At 48.2% G+C, this 15871-nt stretch carries 14 protein-coding genes; 5 read left to right on the top strand and 9 right to left on the bottom strand.

Annotated elements, in window-relative coordinates:
- Positions 1-5: 5 nt before the first annotated feature.
- The 4 genes from AC4BAN_RS15305 to AC4BAN_RS15290 all read right to left on the bottom strand — a co-directional run bounded on the left by AC4BAN_RS15305 (position 6) and on the right by AC4BAN_RS15290 (position 4507).
- Positions 6-431, bottom strand: a complete 426-nt coding sequence (locus AC4BAN_RS15305; protein ID WP_490565285.1) for a VOC family protein — start codon at positions 429-431, stop codon at positions 6-8.
- A gap of 99 nt (positions 432-530) precedes the next feature.
- On the bottom strand, positions 531-1073 hold the full coding sequence (locus tag AC4BAN_RS15300; protein WP_490565284.1) for a hypothetical protein: 543 nt from the start codon (positions 1071-1073) through the stop codon (positions 531-533).
- A gap of 468 nt (positions 1074-1541) precedes the next feature.
- The gene (locus AC4BAN_RS15295) at positions 1542-3824 is read right to left on the bottom strand and encodes a S46 family peptidase (protein WP_490565283.1); all 2283 of its coding nucleotides are present in this window, start codon (positions 3822-3824) and stop codon (positions 1542-1544) included.
- Between the two features lie 230 nt (positions 3825-4054).
- Entirely contained in the window at positions 4055-4507 is a 453-nt protein-coding gene (locus AC4BAN_RS15290) for a YkvA family protein (RefSeq protein WP_490565282.1), read from the bottom strand.
- A 209-nt stretch (positions 4508-4716) separates the two neighbouring features.
- Here AC4BAN_RS15290 and AC4BAN_RS15285 point away from each other — a divergent pair, with 209 nt between their 5' ends.
- Together AC4BAN_RS15285 and AC4BAN_RS15280 are read left to right on the top strand one after the other, a co-directional pair.
- Positions 4717-5298, top strand: coding sequence for an SRPBCC family protein (locus tag AC4BAN_RS15285; protein ID WP_490565281.1), 582 nt, complete (start codon positions 4717-4719; stop codon positions 5296-5298).
- Positions 5282-5815 carry a DinB family protein gene (locus AC4BAN_RS15280; RefSeq protein ID WP_490565280.1) on the top strand — a complete coding sequence of 178 codons (534 nt, stop codon included), beginning with the start codon at positions 5282-5284 and terminating at the stop codon, positions 5813-5815. The genes AC4BAN_RS15285 and AC4BAN_RS15280 overlap by 17 nt, the downstream gene beginning before the upstream one ends.
- A gap of 99 nt (positions 5816-5914) precedes the next feature.
- On the opposite strand, the gene AC4BAN_RS15275 is transcribed toward AC4BAN_RS15280, so the two are convergent.
- The 3 genes from AC4BAN_RS15275 to AC4BAN_RS15265 all read right to left on the bottom strand — a co-directional run bounded on the left by AC4BAN_RS15275 (position 5915) and on the right by AC4BAN_RS15265 (position 8815).
- A complete protein-coding gene (locus tag AC4BAN_RS15275; RefSeq protein WP_490565279.1) occupies positions 5915-7345 on the bottom strand; it encodes a PhoH family protein in 1431 nt (476 codons plus the stop codon).
- A gap of 278 nt (positions 7346-7623) precedes the next feature.
- The gene (locus AC4BAN_RS15270) at positions 7624-8277 is read right to left on the bottom strand and encodes an AlbA family DNA-binding domain-containing protein (RefSeq protein ID WP_490565278.1); all 654 of its coding nucleotides are present in this window, start codon (positions 8275-8277) and stop codon (positions 7624-7626) included.
- Positions 8278-8437: 160 nt separating this feature from the next.
- Positions 8438-8815, bottom strand: a complete 378-nt coding sequence (locus tag AC4BAN_RS15265; RefSeq protein WP_490565277.1) for a DUF3127 domain-containing protein — start codon at positions 8813-8815, stop codon at positions 8438-8440.
- Between the two features lie 175 nt (positions 8816-8990).
- Here AC4BAN_RS15265 and AC4BAN_RS15260 point away from each other — a divergent pair, with 175 nt between their 5' ends.
- Complete coding sequence (locus AC4BAN_RS15260; RefSeq protein ID WP_490565276.1) at positions 8991-9926, top strand: isoaspartyl peptidase/L-asparaginase family protein; 936 nt, start codon at positions 8991-8993, stop codon at positions 9924-9926.
- Positions 9927-9932: 6 nt separating this feature from the next.
- On the opposite strand, the gene AC4BAN_RS15255 is transcribed toward AC4BAN_RS15260, so the two are convergent.
- A complete protein-coding gene (locus tag AC4BAN_RS15255) occupies positions 9933-10856 on the bottom strand; it encodes a cyanophycinase (protein ID WP_490565275.1) in 924 nt (307 codons plus the stop codon).
- 357 nt (positions 10857-11213) lie between these two features.
- On the opposite strand from AC4BAN_RS15255, the gene AC4BAN_RS15250 reads away from it, so the two are divergent.
- Positions 11214-11714: a YciE/YciF ferroxidase family protein gene (locus AC4BAN_RS15250; RefSeq protein WP_490565274.1), complete on the top strand. Its 501-nt coding sequence runs from the start codon at positions 11214-11216 to the stop codon at positions 11712-11714.
- A 162-nt stretch (positions 11715-11876) separates the two neighbouring features.
- Here the strand turns inward: AC4BAN_RS15250 and AC4BAN_RS15245 are convergent, their stop codons facing one another.
- Positions 11877-13775: a M1 family metallopeptidase gene (locus AC4BAN_RS15245; RefSeq protein ID WP_490565273.1), complete on the bottom strand. Its 1899-nt coding sequence runs from the start codon at positions 13773-13775 to the stop codon at positions 11877-11879.
- A 342-nt stretch (positions 13776-14117) separates the two neighbouring features.
- Here AC4BAN_RS15245 and AC4BAN_RS15240 point away from each other — a divergent pair, with 342 nt between their 5' ends.
- Positions 14118-15866: a L,D-transpeptidase family protein gene (locus AC4BAN_RS15240; protein WP_490565272.1), complete on the top strand. Its 1749-nt coding sequence runs from the start codon at positions 14118-14120 to the stop codon at positions 15864-15866.
- Positions 15867-15871 lie beyond the last annotated feature (5 nt).

The following is a 15871-nucleotide window of genomic DNA, read 5'->3' as shown; positions in this document are numbered from 1 at the left end:
TCATGCTAAACATTCTCTAATACGTTAATATCAAATTTTTTCATCTGCATATAGGCTTCCACTACTTTCTGGGCTTTGTCGGGGTTGCTCATTAACTTTGGTAACACGGCAGGAACAATTTGCCAGGAAACCCCGAATTTGTCTTTCAGCCAACCACAACGGCCTTCCTGACCACCTTCTGCGGTTAGCTTCATCCAGTAATGGTCAATTTCATCCTGTGTTTCGCAGGTCACCACAAAAGAAACAGCTTCTGAAAACGTAAACTGCGGTCCGCCATTTAGGGCCATAAACTTCGTGTCGTTTATCTCAAAGATTACCACCACCGGATTTTCAGAAACTATTCTGGAGTTCCTGAAAATCGAGCAATAATAAGTCGCCGCCTCCTTTGCCTGGCCATCAAACCACAAGCAAGGAAATATAGTGTTTGTCATAGCTTTTACTTTTGAAGGTTTTGTATTTAACGGTTGAGCTATACACAATATGGAGCTTCCGTCAGAATGTTGTGTATGTTTTTTGTGGGTGCATCGTTTTTATTTATTCAGCATCTCTTTTACCATTTTAGGTACCTCTTTTTCCGGTGTCGGGAAATTATGGTATTCTTTGTTTGGATAGATGTTATAAATAGATCGAGCCAGTTCTTCTTTTCCGTCACCAGAGATGAAAACTATTTCTAACCTGTCAAGCACTTTTTTAAAGTCCCATCTCCAGGTATCAGCATACATTACTATCAAGTCAAAGCCTTCCGGGATATCATCTTTCTTTCCTATTTCTGCATATATGCCATTTTTTTCAAGCTCTTGTTTGATCACAATGTCTGTATTTCCAATTACTTCTCGTTTTTGGGCAGGGTCATCGGGAAGCACTATATATGCAAAAGGGGTAATTAAACCGAATTTGAATTTAATGTATTGAGAATTTTCAGCTGATATGACGTAAGCTCTCGCGTTATTAAATAATTTAGGGTCTGTTTTACTTACAGTTTTTATAGATCCTGCACAGCTATAAAGTCCTGTGATTAAAATAAAGAAAAGTGCTCTTGTTAATATTACTTCTACGGTATTCCTTTTAATCATATTATTTTAAATTATGTAACTAGTTGCTAAACGGAAGTCTATTCGGCTTATCTGCACTATATAAAGTGTTGTAAAGCTGCATTTTTAATAAATATTTCTCGCAAATGCTTCAACAACGTTCATATCCATAGCGGAAGACGAATATATCAAAATTCCATAAATAATCAATTCAACTCACTGATTTATCCATCCAATTATAATTTGATAGCCGAATTTGCCCGAAACCTGTAACGTTTTAAGCAGGCTACATCGAAAATATTTTGTTAATTCTCTAATACTTTCGTTGTGAGAAGTCCGAGTTTAAACCTTTGAAACTTAGTATTAATAAGATAAAAAAAAGTCCCCACCTCAAAATCAGGTGGGGACTTTTTAAACTGCAAGTATCCTAGGTCACTATCTCAGGTTCCGAGATATACTTACCATAACCATGAAGTAGTAATAACCTCAAACTTATAGCATCCCATTTCTTTAGTTTGCAACAGCAGTGCCTTTTTCTTTCTTCCTGTTTTTCTTCTTTTTAGAGGTTTTTTCAGAAGACTGATTTTTACGGGCATCCACCTGCGGTAAACCTGAAGTATCGTCTGTTACCAGCGTCATTTCTTCTACCAGGTGGCCGGCTCCGGCAAATTTATCCACTACGAATAACACATAACGAATATCCACGGCAATGTTTCGTACCTGTTTGGGGTTGTACACAATGTCGCTCATGGTGCCTTCCCAATTTCTATCGAAGTTCGTGCCAATCAATTGTCCGTTCGCATTGATAACGGGAGAACCGGAATTGCCACCTGTGGTGTGGTTCGAAGCGATGAATGCAACGGGCAGTTCTCCATTCACACCATAACGGCCATAGTCCTTCTGCTCATACAATTCCTTCAGGCGGGCAGGTATGGCGTAGTCTTCGGCGGCGCCAGACTCGGCTTTCTCCATAATTCCCTCCAGGGTGGTATAAAATTTATACTTTACGCCATCCACGGGTTCATAAGCCGCTATGTTTCCGTAAGCTACACGCAGGGTGGAATTGGCATCCGGATAAAACGTTTTGTCGGTCTGCATCTCACGCAGGCCTGCCATATACGTTCTGTAGAGCAGGTTCAGATTCTCGTTCACTTCATTGTAGGTCGGCATTACGTTCTTGTTGTAGTAAGCTGAAATGCTGCTGGCCAGCTGTAGCGCCGGATCGTGCTTCAAAACGTCCTTTTTGCCTGCTTTCACTTCGGCCAGGGCTTTGCTTACGCCAGCCTCTGATGTAAACACTGATTTACTGAACACCTCATCAGCATATTTGTTAAAGTCGCCATTATACTTGCTGCGCACCATCTTAAACACCTCGGGGTGCAGCTTAGCATCTATGTTCTGGTAGTAGAGGGGTAGCAATGCTGCAAACACTTTCTTGTCGCTGGCGGCATTGTAGTCCTTGTAAAAGCCGGGCACTGTTTTCTCCAGCCTGGCTACCTGCGCTTCTATCTCGTTCTGGGGTGCCTTTGCCTCCAGCATTTCCTGCAGCTTGGTAAAAGTGTTCGCAAACTTCACGATCTCCACACCGTAGGCAGCCTCAGTGATATAATCGCGGGAGATAGTGATGCCATCGAGAGCTTTGTAGTTTTTAGCGAAGTCGGTTAGCAGCGTGCCATACGTTGCCTGCCGCGCCGGGTCAGCGGCAACCCATGCGGCGAACTGCTGTTCCTGCTTTTGCTTTTCTTCAATAGCGTTTGCCTTTTTGATACCCCGGTTCTCGCCGATCCACTTCTTCCAGTAGTTGGCGATGCTGGCATACTTGGCGGCATACTGAATGCGCACGGCATCAGATGCTTTCATGTCCTTGTCCAGGATGTTGAGCTTGGTTTCGCGGATGTTGATCTTGGCAGGGTTCGATACTTCGTATATCTCCTGAACCGCCTGCGAGGTAAGATACTCGTTGGTGCGGCCCGGAAAACCAAAGATCATGGTAAAATCGCCTTCCTGTGCCCCGCTCATCGAAATGGTGAGGTGGTGCTTGGGCTTGTAAGGTTTGTTGTTTGGCGCATAATCAGCTGGCTCGTTGTTCGGGCCGGCATACACCCGGAAAATAGAGAAGTCGCCGGTATGGCGTGGCCACATCCAGTTATCCGTATCGCCGCCAAATTTGCCAATCGAGGAAGGCGGGGCACCCACCAGGCGCACATCCCGGAAAGTCTCAGTAATGTACATGTAGTACTCGTTGCCATAGAAGTAAGGCTTGATCACGGCATCGTAGTGTGTGCCGGCCGTAGCTGCCTTTCGCACCTTAGCTATGTTGCGCTGGATGGTCGCTTCTCGTTCAGCCTCTGTTTTGGTGTTGGCCGTACCTTCCAAAATCTGTTTGGTCACATCCTCCATCCGAACGATAAAGGTGGCCGTCAGACCCGGGTTAGGCTTCTCCTGGTCGCGGTTCATCGCCCAGAAGCCGTTGGTCAGGTAATCGTTCGCTACGGTGCTGTGTTCCTGTATGGCGCCATACCCGCAATGGTGATTGGTTAGCAACAGGCCCTCCGGCGAGATCATCTCGCCGGTGCAGAAACCGCCGAACGACACGATGGCATCTTTCAGGCTGGACTGGTTTATACTATAAATGTCTTCGGCAGTGAGCTTCAGGCCCTTTTGCTGCATATCCGACTCGTTTAGCTGCTTTAAAAGCATAGGCAACCACATTCCCTCGTCAGGACGGGCAGTAGTGATACCTAAGCTAATGCATACAGCCGCAAATAAGGAAACAATGCGTTTGCTGATCATGGATAAGTTTAATGTGATGGTTAAAATTTAGCGCCTGAAGATACGCATTTTAACCAATTGGAGGGGGATGATTGCGTTCTGGTTAACTGAATTTTGAATGGGTGAACGGCTTTTATATTCCTAAAAAGCCAGGCACGGGCTCTATTTCTGCTTTCAAAGGGTGCTAGTATGTATTGATTCATGCCAGCACCCTTTGAAATTCAGCTAATCAAGTTGCAGTCCTTAAAAGATTAAAAAGAGCCTATCCGGTAGTGGTCAAAGTTCTGGCTGGCTTCCCAGTCCTGAAACTTTTCGATCTCTTTATGGAAAGCGTCAATAAACCAGGCCATCAGGCTCAGGTCGTCCAGCAGTCCGATAACGGGGATAAAGTCCGGAATAATGTCGAGGGGGGTAACCAGGTACAGCAGCACGGCAACGCCCACCACCAGCGATTTCTTTTCTACATTACGGTAATCGCCGGTTGCATAGGCCTTTACCAGCCTGATAAAGGTAAGTCCGGCGCTTTTTAGCTGCTGGAAGCCGGTTTGCTTGCTGTCGGCGTCTACCAGTTTACCATAAGCAGAGGTGAGGAGCATGCCCAGTTTCAGCGGTTTCGTGAGCAGGCGCCCTCCCTTGCCCAGAAACTTTTTAAAAATGGGGTTTTGCGAATGTTTCAGTCCTCTTTGTATCCAATCATTTAGCATGGTTTCTATATATTTAGGTTTCAATATTAAACTCTACGTGAAATTGGGCAGAAAAGCTGCCAGGAGGTTAATCGGGACAAAACGGAAATAGCAAGGCTTGAAAAATATTTCAGCGCATAAGTTTGTTTCATACCTAAAAGCTCCTTTAAATTGATGTACTTTTACCTGCTTATAATGCAAGCCATTTATTCATCTCCTATTACTGCTGTATGAACCTGCTGAGGGTATTATTGTTGTGTTTGCCGGTGCTTTTTCTGGCAATTTTTGGGGTGTCTTTCCTGCTTCCGGCACATTTGCAACTGGAGCAGTCTGTATTGCTTCCTGTAGCGCCGGAAAAAGTGTTCCCCTTGTTGAACAACCCCGCAGAATGGGAGAAGTGGAGCCCGGTAAATAAAACAGCCGATCCATCCATGATCCGTTTATATGGAGGACCGCTAACTGGTGCTGGCGCGCGCATGCAATGGAGCGGAGATGCTGTGGGCAACGGGCAGATACTTTTGACTGCAAGCGTTGCGGCGATGCAGGTGGCGTATAAAGAGAGCACGGTTGGGGAGTCGCATACCCTGGATGGCGTTTTTTATTTAACAGCCGTGGAAGGGGGCACACGGTTAACCTGGGGACAGCAAACTCAGTTGGAGGATAAACCAATAGCCAGGCTGAAAGGCTTTTGGCTGAAGTATAAAAAACAGGCAGAACTGGAGCAAGGGTTGCAGCGCATCAAAACCCTGCTGGAGGAAAGCAGTATTAAGAAAAAAACCAGGAAAACATTAGCCCATGCCATTAACTATTAAAAGACCCTTACTGGACGAGTATCCGGAGCAGTACCAGGCGTATATGGATCATTTGCCCCAGGACGATGTGCTCTATACTTTGGAAAAGCAGGAGGATGACCTGCAGTATATGTTCCGGAATGTTTCTGATGAACGCGCCGAGGAGCGCTATGCGCCGGGGAAGTGGACCATTAAGGAGGTTTTGCAGCACATGCTGGACTCTGAAAGAATCTTTTCCTACAGGGCCCTGTGCTTTAGCAGGGGGGAGGAGGCCTCGTTGCCAGGGTATGACGAGGACAAATACGTGCGGGCTTCCATGGCAAACATTCGCCCCTTACAAACGATGCTGGAAGAATATAAGCATGTCCGGACTGCCAGTCTGTATCTGTTCAGGAGTTTTACCGCGGAGATGCTGGATAAGGTAGGCTCAGCCAACGGAAGGCAGATCTCGCTGCGCGCCCTGGTGCACATCATGGCAGCGCACGAACTGCACCACATGAACATTCTGCAGAGCAGGTATTTTAAAAAGAAAAGCTGAAGCAAAACCGCAGTTTCACTCGCTTTTAAACGCAGCATCCCGGCACAAACAGGTAATAACTGCTATGTGCCGGGATGCTGCGCTTCATTTATAGCCTGTCTACAACAATTCGTTGGCAAGGTTAGCCAGTTCAGAGCGTTCCCCTTTCAGTAACGTGATGTGGGCATACAACGGGTGGTTCCTGGCTCTGTCTATTAAATACGACAGGCCGTTGCTTTGCGAGTCGAGGTAAGGCGTGTCTATCTGGTAAATATCACCTGTAAAAACAATCTTCGTGTTTTCTCCGGCTCGCGAAATGATAGTTTTCACTTCGTGCGGGGTCAGGTTTTGGGCCTCGTCTACGATAAAGAAGATGTTGGACAAGCTGCGACCGCGAATATAAGCCAGTGGGGTGATCACCAGTTTCTCCAGATCAACCATATCCCGCAGTTTCTGGTATTCCTTGCTGGTTTCGGAAAATTGGTTCTGTATGTATTTCAGGTTGTCCCAAAGGGGCTCCATGTAGGGGTTAAGCTTAGATTTTATATCCCCGGGCAGGTAGCCGATGTCTTTGTTGCTTAGTGGCACCACGGGCCGCGCCAGGTATATCTGTTTGTAGTCCCGGCGCTGCTCAATGGCAGAGGCCAGGGCAAGCAAGGTTTTGCCGGTTCCGGCCACCCCCTGCACCGACACGAGCTTGATTGCCGGGTTTAGCAGGGCGTGCAGAGCAAAGGCCTGTTCGGCGTTACGGGGCTTCACCCCGAAGGCTGTTTGCTTGTCAACCCGTTCCAGCTGGTTCGCTGTTGCGTTGTAATAGGACAGGATCGAGTTTTTAAAACTTTTCAGAATATAAAAATGATTGTCCGGCGGGGGGGTGGAAAGTATCTGACCCACTTCGCAATGGGTTTTCTCGTAAAGCTCGTTAATAATATTGGCCGGTACGTCCTCAATGGTGTCGTTGCCTGTGTAAAGGCCTGCCACATCCTGAATCTTCCCGGTCTCATAGTCTTCTGCGATCAGGTTCAGTGCCCTGGCTTTCAGGCGCAGGTTGATGTCTTTGGTTACCAGCACCACCTTTTGGTTCGGCTTCTCCTGTTGCAGCAAAATGGCTGAGTTCAGGATCCGGTGGTCGTTCTTATCCCCAAATATTTTCACGGCATCCACCTGCTCGGAGGTGTCGTTCATCATCACTTTAAAATTGCCTTTGTTCTTACCGTTCAAAGGCAACCAGTCCTGCAGGCGATGCTCCGCAGAGAGCTTGTCGATAAAACGGATGAATTCGCGCGCTTCAAAGTTCTTGATGTCATTGCCCTTCTTAAAATTATCAAGCTCTTCGAGCACCGTGATCGGGATAGCCACATCGTGTTCCTGGAAATTCTGGATGGCACTGTGGTCATAGAGGATCACGGAGGTATCAAGCACGAAAATTTTCCGGTCGGGGCCGGCTGCCTGTTTTTTGTTATGCGCTTTGGCTTTGGGGGATTTGGTTTTGCTTCCATTGCTGGATAGCTCTTTTGCGTTTGCTTTGGCTGTTTTCGAAAGGGTGGCCATATGCAATGGGTTTAGGGTGAAACCGTCTGTTTAAAAAGCTGATCGGGGCAAAAATCGGTTCCTGCCTGGCAAGAACAAGTATATAGGCATTTACGAGTATTCTACGGCTACGGATGATATTTTTTCACCCTTCAAGCATGCCGCTGAGGCTTCGGGGCTGCAAAAAGCTTACAGAATGCAATAGAGGCTTGATTTATAAATCATTACAAACTGGTCACAGGCTTAGCTCCCGGGTATAATTAGTAATCATATTTTACCACGGCAAGAATGGATGGCCTTTAGCTAAGGGTATAGTAGACTTCCTGCTCTTTGTCGTGCAATCGAATATACCCATGGATAACCAGTTTTACGAGGGTGCGATGGGCCCTGCGCTGCGAGAGATTCGCCAGTTTCATGAACTGCCGCAGGGTAATGCGCGGCTGGGTTTGCAGGTGTGTCAGAAGCGCCAGCTCGTGCTTTTCGAAGGGCATCGGTTCAAACTGGCCGGACTGCTGTGCCAGCACCTTGTTTACCATTTTGCTGGTTTGCACACTGGTGTCTTTCACACGTACATATCCCCGCCAGTCGTCTTCCTGAACTTTGGCGAAGTGTGGTTTTAAAGGACTTTCGGGTACAGTGACAATGAGTACGGTACTATGAAGGCTTTCCACTTCTTCGTAATGTACCTGCACTGCGGGTTGGCAATACTCGTTTGCGGCCAGGTTGAGGATATGTTTTTCCTCCTCGGGGTCCACGCCGCAAATGTAGCCGTTGTCCTTCACCCCGATCAGGATGAGGCCACCGCGCGTATTGGCAAAAGACACCAGGGTTCTGGCAATCTTCTGAGGCCGCGTTACACGCTGCTTAAAGTCTACTGTATCATTCTCCCCCCGCAGTATTAGGCGCTGCAGTTCCATCAGCGGGTCATCGGGAGCCCTGTATGATGTGTTCATGCAGGTATTATACGGCCAGATAGAGCGAATGGGGTATAATGAGAAGCAATCGCGGGCACCGGGGGCAGAAGCTATAGCCAGAAGCAAAACAAAAGCGAGCCCGGAGGCTCGCTTTTTATGATCAGGTTATGGTAGTTCTGAAACTATAGTAACCTATAATTTAAAATGGCAAGTCGTTGTCTGCCTCGCTGCTGTAGAACGACGGAGCGTCCTGTGGCTGCGATGCGCCTCCTTCCGGAGCCCCGAAATTCCCGCCGGCTGCCGCTGCTTCAATTCTCCAGGCCTGCAGGTTGGTGAAGTACATGGTCTGGCCGTTTTTAGTGAAAGGCTTTCCAGTCAGGTTAAAGGTTACTTTCAGTTCGTCACCGTTCTTATAGGAGTCCAGCAGACTGCACTTGTCTTGTGTTAACTGAAACTTTACGTATTGGGTATAAGAGCCATCGGGAATCTCCAGCACAAATTCGCGTTTTTTGAATTTGTCACTGATCTGCTGCTCCTCAAATGTCTCGTAAAGCTTTCCTTGGATATCAAACGACATAATTACTTTGTTTACTAGTGGTTATTGGGATAAGAACAAAGATAACTATTTTCCAGCTGAAATGATCCTTTTGATTTTACAAATTCATGCAAATTTAAGTCTTACACACGAATATAGAACAGCCCTCCCGGTTAAGGCGTACAGTTATTTTTGAGCCTTTACGGGAGTATACCTTATGAAAGACATTGCAATTGCCATACATGGCGGCGCCGGTACCATTACCCGCGCATCGCTTACACAAGCACAGGAGCAGGCCTACCGCGCAGCCCTGGAAAAAGCGCTGCTGGCGGGCCACAGTGTGCTGGCCTCAGGTGGTACGGCTCTGGATGCTGTTGAAATTGCCGTCGTGCACCTGGAGGATACCCCACTGTTTAATGCCGGCAAAGGGGCCGTATTTACCAAGGAGGGCAGGCATGAGATGGATGCCGCCATCATGTGTGGCAAGACCTTAGCGGCTGGCGCTGTGGCGGGTGTGCGCAGCATCCGCAATCCGGTTAAACTCTGCCGGGCCGTGATGGACCGATCCGAACACGTGCTGCTAAGCGGCTACGGGGCCGAGGAGTTTGCCCTGGACCAGGGACTGGCCTTTGAATCGGAGAAGTACTTCTTTGATGCCTTCCGCTACAAGCAGTGGAGCGATGTGCGTGACTCCGACCTGATCATGCTGGACCATACCGAGCAGGTGGATGAGAAGTTCGGCACGGTGGGTGCCGTGGCCGTGGATAGGGATGGGAATGTTGCCGCCGCCACCTCCACGGGTGGCATGACGAACAAACGCTATAACCGCATCGGCGACACGCCGATCATCGGCTCCGGCACCTATGCCAACAACAACACCTGTGCTATTTCATGCACCGGGCATGGCGAATATTTCATGCGGGCCGTGGTGGCTTACGATGTTTCGTGCCTGATAGAGTACAAAGGCCTTACGCTGCAACAGGCCTGCGAAGAAGTGGTGATGAAAAAACTCGTGGCAATGGGGGGGGAAGGAGGTTTGATCGGGGTTAATAAATCCGGCGATCTGGTCTTGCCCTTTAACTCGGAGGGGATGTACCGGGCCAGTAAAAAGAACGGGGAGGAGGCTAAGGTCGCTATTTACCGCGATGCCTGAGGTTGCTCAGGTTTTTTGAGCGGTTTTGTTTTGCGCCATTTTTTGCATATAAGCCAGGTTCTCGCGTACAGCCTCCTCGGCATCTCTTGAAAATTCGCGCGTTTCAATGTTATAAATATTGCCTTTCGCCAACACGTGCATGATCATATTCTCAATCGCCACTGGGCGGCCTTTCTCAACACTGTGAATATTGGTGTAACCTACCTGGTGCGCGTCAGCTATCACTACCAGGTTAGAACCGATTGTTTCCACCATATTTCCTTTGGTGATTAGCACTCCCGTGTCCTCGCCTAAGCCAATACCAACGCTTTTAGGGTGCGTTACCACGGCTTCCATCAACCTGCCAAATCGCCCCCGGGTAACGAAGTGTGTATCAATGATCACCTGGTCTATCAGGTTCAGGCCTTCTCCCACCTTTACAGCCCCTTTCAGGAGCGATTCCGGGGCGCTGCCCCCTTTGATCATGATTTTAGACATCGCCATAGCCCCGGCACTGGTACCGGCAATAACGAATTCCTCGTTCTGGTAACGCTCTTTCAGGATCGAGAGAATTTCTGTATCCCTGAAAATGCGGGCTATGCGGGCCTGGTCCCCACCGCTGAACATCACGCCCTGTGCATTCCTGATCCGCTCTACGTATTCGGGTAGATGCACATCCTCTTCGTTCCGGATATGCATCATGTTGACATTCTCAACACCCAGAATACCAAAGGCACTGGCATATCTTTCTCCCACTTCCAGTGGGATCATAGACGCGGAGGTAATTACTTCTATGGTAGGGGCAATGGAAGGGATCTCCTGCAGGAACCGTTTTAAGATGCCTAACTCAAAAAAATCGAGGTAATATTTTCTTTTTGACCTGGGGTTTGGGTAGGTGCCTTTGTCTTCGTTGCCACCAACCGCGATCAGTTTTCCTTTAGGTGCGTTCACTTCGGGTTTATTAATGTATTTACGGATTCGGGATTTACTATACAAAACGTTTACTATTGTTTCAGGTCATTCGTTGCAGGCAATACAGGTTGATTCGAAGTTTTTAGGCTGATGCAGATGTAGCACTCCTGTAGAGCACCCGACGTCGACAAGCACTCAGAGGGTAACAGGAGCCAGGTGGAATAAAATTGATTAACTATATAGTATTGTTAATATTATATAACTTTTGCCATTGCTAAATAATTAAGGGTGTTTGTCTGATTAAAGTAATATTTACATAACCCCCGGGGTGCCCTGCCGTATAGATACCCACAAGCATAATTTGATAATAAATTGAACGCGTAACCTTTCCGAGCTATGAAACTAAACAACTTAAAAGACCTTTTTATCCACGAACTAAAAGACCTCTACAACGCCGAGCATCAGATCATGAAGGCCATGCCTAAAATGGTTGAGGCTGCCGCTTCCAGTGAGCTTAAGCGAGCGCTTAAGGATCATATGAAAGAGTCAGAAACGCAGATCGAGCGCCTTGAAAAGGCCTTTAAGCTATTGGATGAGAAGGCAACGGGCGAAAAGTGCAAAGCTATTGAAGGCATCCTGAAAGAAAGCGATGAGATGATCAGCCAGCGCGCCCAGAAAAATGTGATGGATGCGGCCATAATTTCTATGGCGCAGCGTGTGGAGCACTATGAAATTGCCGGTTACGGCACGCTTTGCACCTACGCCAAACAGTTAGGCCTAACCGATGTGCTGGACCAACTCCAGATGATACTGGACGAGGAGAAAAAAGCGGATCAAAATCTGACCTACATCGCCGAGCACAACATCAACATGAAAGCTGAACACAACGCAAAGTAGCCTGGCTACTTTGTAAACGATACGGAAAAAACTCTGTACTTTCGCCTGGCTTACCCAAGCAGGCCATGAAGGTGACAGAGTTTTTCGTTTTTACCGCTAACTATAAAAAGAGGGCCCGTGTTACCACACGGGCCCTCTTTTTAAATCAGGTAAGGGATGGTTTTACTTCAGCAACTCATCCAGGGTAACTGTAGACACGGCATGGTAATTAGGGCGGGCCTTGGCATAAATGGCCAAGGCTTTTTTCTTGCCCTCCGGGGTTGCGATCAGTGCCTTATATATAGGAACCAAAAACTTGCGCCTGCCCACGTTAACTAAAAATGTGTTCAGGGCCTCATCGGCAGTGGTGTAGTTGTTTTTGATGGCATCGAGCAACCAGGCCGCGAGCACCTCCGAGTTGCCGGAAGTAGTAAAATGGAAGGCCTGGTCTAATTCTGCCATTTGCTGCTGCGACATGTTATCCGGTAACATCCTGATAAAGTGAAGCCACTCGTGGCTCGACCATTCGCTGGTTGCTAACTGTGCTGCAGGTTTGCCATTTTTCCAGGAAATAAAGGCTTCCTCCACCTGTGCGAAACGGGCCGAGGTGGGCACTACAAAACCCTCTGGTAAGCCGGGGGAGTACACCCAGCCTTCGATGTTGATCTGCTCTGCCAGGTCCTCGTCTCCCTTGATGAGCTCCTCTCTTAGAAAATTCAGAAACTTATCGGTATTAGTGCTCTGGAAGGCAAACGTGCTGAAGTATTTGTTCAGAAACGCGTCAAACTTCTGACGACCGACAGCGCGTTCCAGGTTTACTAAAAAGAAATTTCCTTTCTCGTAGGCTATGTCCGTCAGGCCCTCGTCCGGGTCGCGGCCTTCCAGGTCCAGCTTCAGGCGGGTGTCCTCGCTCTCGGGCCCCAGTTCGTTCAGGGTATTGGTCAGGTCCTGGTAGCCCAGCACCTGCAGCATGTCGGCGTATTCTTTTCCGTAGAGTTCCTCCATAATGCGCCGCTCAAAATATACGGTAAAGCCCTCGTTTAGCCAGAAATCATCCCAGGTGCCATTCGTGACCAGATTTCCGCTCCAGCTGTGGGCCAGTTCATGCGCGATCAGGCTGGTTAAAGAGCGGTCTTTAGCCAGCACGGTTGGCGTTACGAAGGTAAGGCGTGGGTTCTCCATGCCTCCGAAAGGGAAGGAGGGAGGCAATACAAGCAGATCGTACCGGTCCCAGCGGTATTTGCCGTAAAGCTTCTCTGCTGCCACCAGCATTTTATCCATTTCAGCGAACTCGTACGCGGCGGCGTCAATGGTGGCGGGCTCCGCATAAATACCAGTCTGGGGGCCAATCTTACGGAAGGTAAGGTCGCCAACCGAGAGTGCCATCAGGTAAGAGGGTATCGGCTGCTTCATATCGAAAGTATAGATGCCGGTGTCGTTCTTCTGCATCGGGTTTTCGGCACTCATCAATGCCAGCAGGTTTTTGGGCACCTGCACTTTGGCGCTATAGGTAATCCGGATGCCCGGGCTGTCCTGAATCGGAATCCAGGTCCTGGCAAGAATGGCTTGCGACTGAGTGAACAGGAAAGGGTTTTTCTTGCCTGCCGTTTGCTGTGGGTTCAGCCATTGCAGGGCGGCGGCATCGGGAGAGGTTTTGTATTGAATGGTGACTTTCCTGGTATCGGGTTTTATCTTAACGATCAAAGGGCGGCCCAGGAATTCCTTCTCGTCTCCTATGGTAAAGGTGGTTTCTTCCTGATTGTCTCCGAGGTAAACTTTCTCAATCTGCAGCCCCCGGGTGTCAAAAATAATCTCATTGGTGCCCGTCAGGTTTTCGATTTGGTAAGCGGCGGTTCCGCTCAGCACTTTCTGGTCGAAGTTAACTGCAATGTCCAGGTCGAGGTGCTTGGCGACAGCTTCAGCGGGCTTGGCGAAGCTGTGCACATCCTCTGGTATTTGTGCTGTGGCAGCCTGTTCTTGGTTCATGGTTTGGTCCTCCTTGGTGGGTTGCGATGTGCAGGAAGCCAGCTGTAAACTGCCGGCCATACTTAAACCGATTAAACAACGGTGAAATAGTTTCATAAGTTTTAGGGTGTCTTTTGTGGTAAGTTAACAAATCCTGCAATAGTAGAAAAACCTGACGGCTGGAAAGGACTTAAAATGTGACACGATTATTGCTGCCCTGTAGGTAGTATGGAACAGGAGGCTGCCTTTAAGGATGTAACATAGCTTTCATGCAGCTAAAACAGGTTCGCGTCTGAAAATAGAACATTTTGGATTGTTTTAAAGTACATATAGCTATAAATCCTCATGTATACATATTACGCTTTATTTATTTGTATTTAATCTAGATTTGGCTTGTGCTTATTCTGTAATGACGCTGTTTGTTACCGAGTTCAAGCCTGGTCTTCTAACTAACATAAAATGATGACCCCTTATACTTTTAAAAACACCCTGAGGCTGTGTATGGCCGTGCTTGGCCTTACGGTTTTGGCAAGTTGCAACCAAAGCGATGGCGAGACACACACCACGGCTAGCAGCGGTGGCTTCTTCTCTGAAAAAGAACTCCCACAGGCTGAGACGGACAGTATGTTTGTCCTGAATTTCCTGAACAAGCAAAAAGCGTTTAAAAAGCAGGAGGAGATGATGTTCCTGTTTTACGGAGACCGTGATTACAGCCTGGCCTGGTTCCGCGATAATAAATTAGTGCCTGAGGCAGACAAGTTCCTCTCCGTAATCGATAAAGCCGGTACCGAAGGCCTGGATCCCAAGAATTACCAGGTGGTAGATGTGAAAGAAATGCTGAACAAGTATAAGAAACTTTCGCCGGGCGACTCTGCCCGATTGGAGCTACAGCAACAAATCGACCTGTCCCTAACGGCTTCTTATTTTAACTATGCATCAGACTTTTACAGAGGCAAGGTAGACCCTCGGGCTGAGAATAACAACGTGAAGTGGAATGTAAAAGAGAATAAGATAAAACTGCACAAAGCCCTCCAGACAATTTTAAAGGAGCGGGAGAGTACCTACCCTTACTATGAGTTTGATGCCTTGCACGCTGGTTATAAAAAATTACGCGATGCGCTACAGGATTACAGAGCGCTTCAGGCCAAAGGCGGATGGCCCATGGTGGAGCTAGGCAAGCGGAAAGTGCTGGAGAAAGGAGACACCGCTAAAGCCGTGGTATCGGTGCGTAGCCGCTTAAACCCCACACAGCAGTTCGATGCAAACAATAAGAAACTGTGGCTTTACGATGAGGACCTTCAAAAGCAGGTAAAAAAATTCCAGATGCTGCACGGGTTAAAGGAAGATGGCATTGTAGGTGGCAATACCCTCAGAATGATGAATGTGCCCATCGAGGACCGCATCACGCAGTTGATGATCAATATGGAGCGCTGGCGCTGGATACCCAAGCGCATGGTGCCAAAAAACCTCGATCAGAAATATATCTGGGTAAATATCCCGGAGTACAAACTATACATTTATGAGGACCCAGACAACGACCCGGAGGCAGAACGCGCTTACAAAGAAGTGATGAGCATGCGAGTGATTGTGGGTAAGACCATGAACTCCACGCCAATTTTTAGCGACAAGCTGGAGTATGTGGTGATGGCTCCTTTCTGGAATGTGCCAAACAGCATAACCGAGAAAGAAATTAAGCCACACATGCTGCAAAACCCGGGTTGGCTGGCCTCGCAGAACATGGAGGTCGTGACGAAAGAAAAGGACCCCAAGCAGGTTTCGCCTTACTCCATTGACTGGGGTGGCGTGACAGAGAAGAACTTTCCGTACCGTGTGCGCCAGAAGCCGGGTCGCGACAATTCTCTGGGGATGATCAAGTTCCTTTTCCCGAATGAGTATGCCGTTTACCTGCACGATACACCGGCTGATGCGCTCTTTAGCCAGACGGACCGCGATTTCAGCCACGGATGTGTGCGCGTCGAAAAGCCCGTTGAGCTAAGCAAGTATCTTTTGCGCGATATGCCAGAGTGGGACGAGAACCGCATCAGGCAAACCATGACAGGTGGGGAAGAAACCTGGGTTACATTGCCAAAGAGCGTGCAGGTTTACCTGGTATACTTTACCAGTTGGGTAGATGATGCCGGAAACGTGCATTTCAGAGAAGATTTGTACGGACACGATAAAAAGCTAGAACAGGAGTATTTCGGATAACACGA

The organism is Pontibacter sp. GD13 (assembly GCF_058216355.1).
This window is presented reverse-complemented; position numbering and strand designations above follow the sequence as displayed.

What these genes read in the sequence shown, in the direction of transcription:
- AC4BAN_RS15305 (WP_490565285.1), bottom strand. Translation starts at nt 431, where the DNA reads ATGACAAACACTATATTTCCTTGCTTGTGGTTTGATGGCCAGGCAAAG.
- AC4BAN_RS15300 (WP_490565284.1), bottom strand. Translation starts at nt 1,073, where the DNA reads ATGATTAAAAGGAATACCGTAGAAGTAATATTAACAAGAGCACTTTTC.
- AC4BAN_RS15295 (WP_490565283.1), bottom strand. Translation starts at nt 3,824, where the DNA reads ATGATCAGCAAACGCATTGTTTCCTTATTTGCGGCTGTATGCATTAGC.
- AC4BAN_RS15290 (WP_490565282.1), bottom strand. Translation starts at nt 4,507, where the DNA reads ATGCTAAATGATTGGATACAAAGAGGACTGAAACATTCGCAAAACCCC.
- AC4BAN_RS15285 (WP_490565281.1), top strand. Translation starts at nt 4,717, where the DNA reads ATGAACCTGCTGAGGGTATTATTGTTGTGTTTGCCGGTGCTTTTTCTG.
- AC4BAN_RS15280 (WP_490565280.1), top strand. Translation starts at nt 5,282, where the DNA reads ATGCCATTAACTATTAAAAGACCCTTACTGGACGAGTATCCGGAGCAG.
- AC4BAN_RS15275 (WP_490565279.1), bottom strand. Translation starts at nt 7,345, where the DNA reads ATGGCCACCCTTTCGAAAACAGCCAAAGCAAACGCAAAAGAGCTATCC.
- AC4BAN_RS15270 (WP_490565278.1), bottom strand. Translation starts at nt 8,277, where the DNA reads ATGAACACATCATACAGGGCTCCCGATGACCCGCTGATGGAACTGCAG.
- AC4BAN_RS15265 (WP_490565277.1), bottom strand. Translation starts at nt 8,815, where the DNA reads ATGTCGTTTGATATCCAAGGAAAGCTTTACGAGACATTTGAGGAGCAG.
- AC4BAN_RS15260 (WP_490565276.1), top strand. Translation starts at nt 8,991, where the DNA reads ATGAAAGACATTGCAATTGCCATACATGGCGGCGCCGGTACCATTACC.
- AC4BAN_RS15250 (WP_490565274.1), top strand. Translation starts at nt 11,214, where the DNA reads ATGAAACTAAACAACTTAAAAGACCTTTTTATCCACGAACTAAAAGAC.
- AC4BAN_RS15245 (WP_490565273.1), bottom strand. Translation starts at nt 13,775, where the DNA reads ATGAAACTATTTCACCGTTGTTTAATCGGTTTAAGTATGGCCGGCAGT.
- AC4BAN_RS15240 (WP_490565272.1), top strand. Translation starts at nt 14,118, where the DNA reads ATGATGACCCCTTATACTTTTAAAAACACCCTGAGGCTGTGTATGGCC.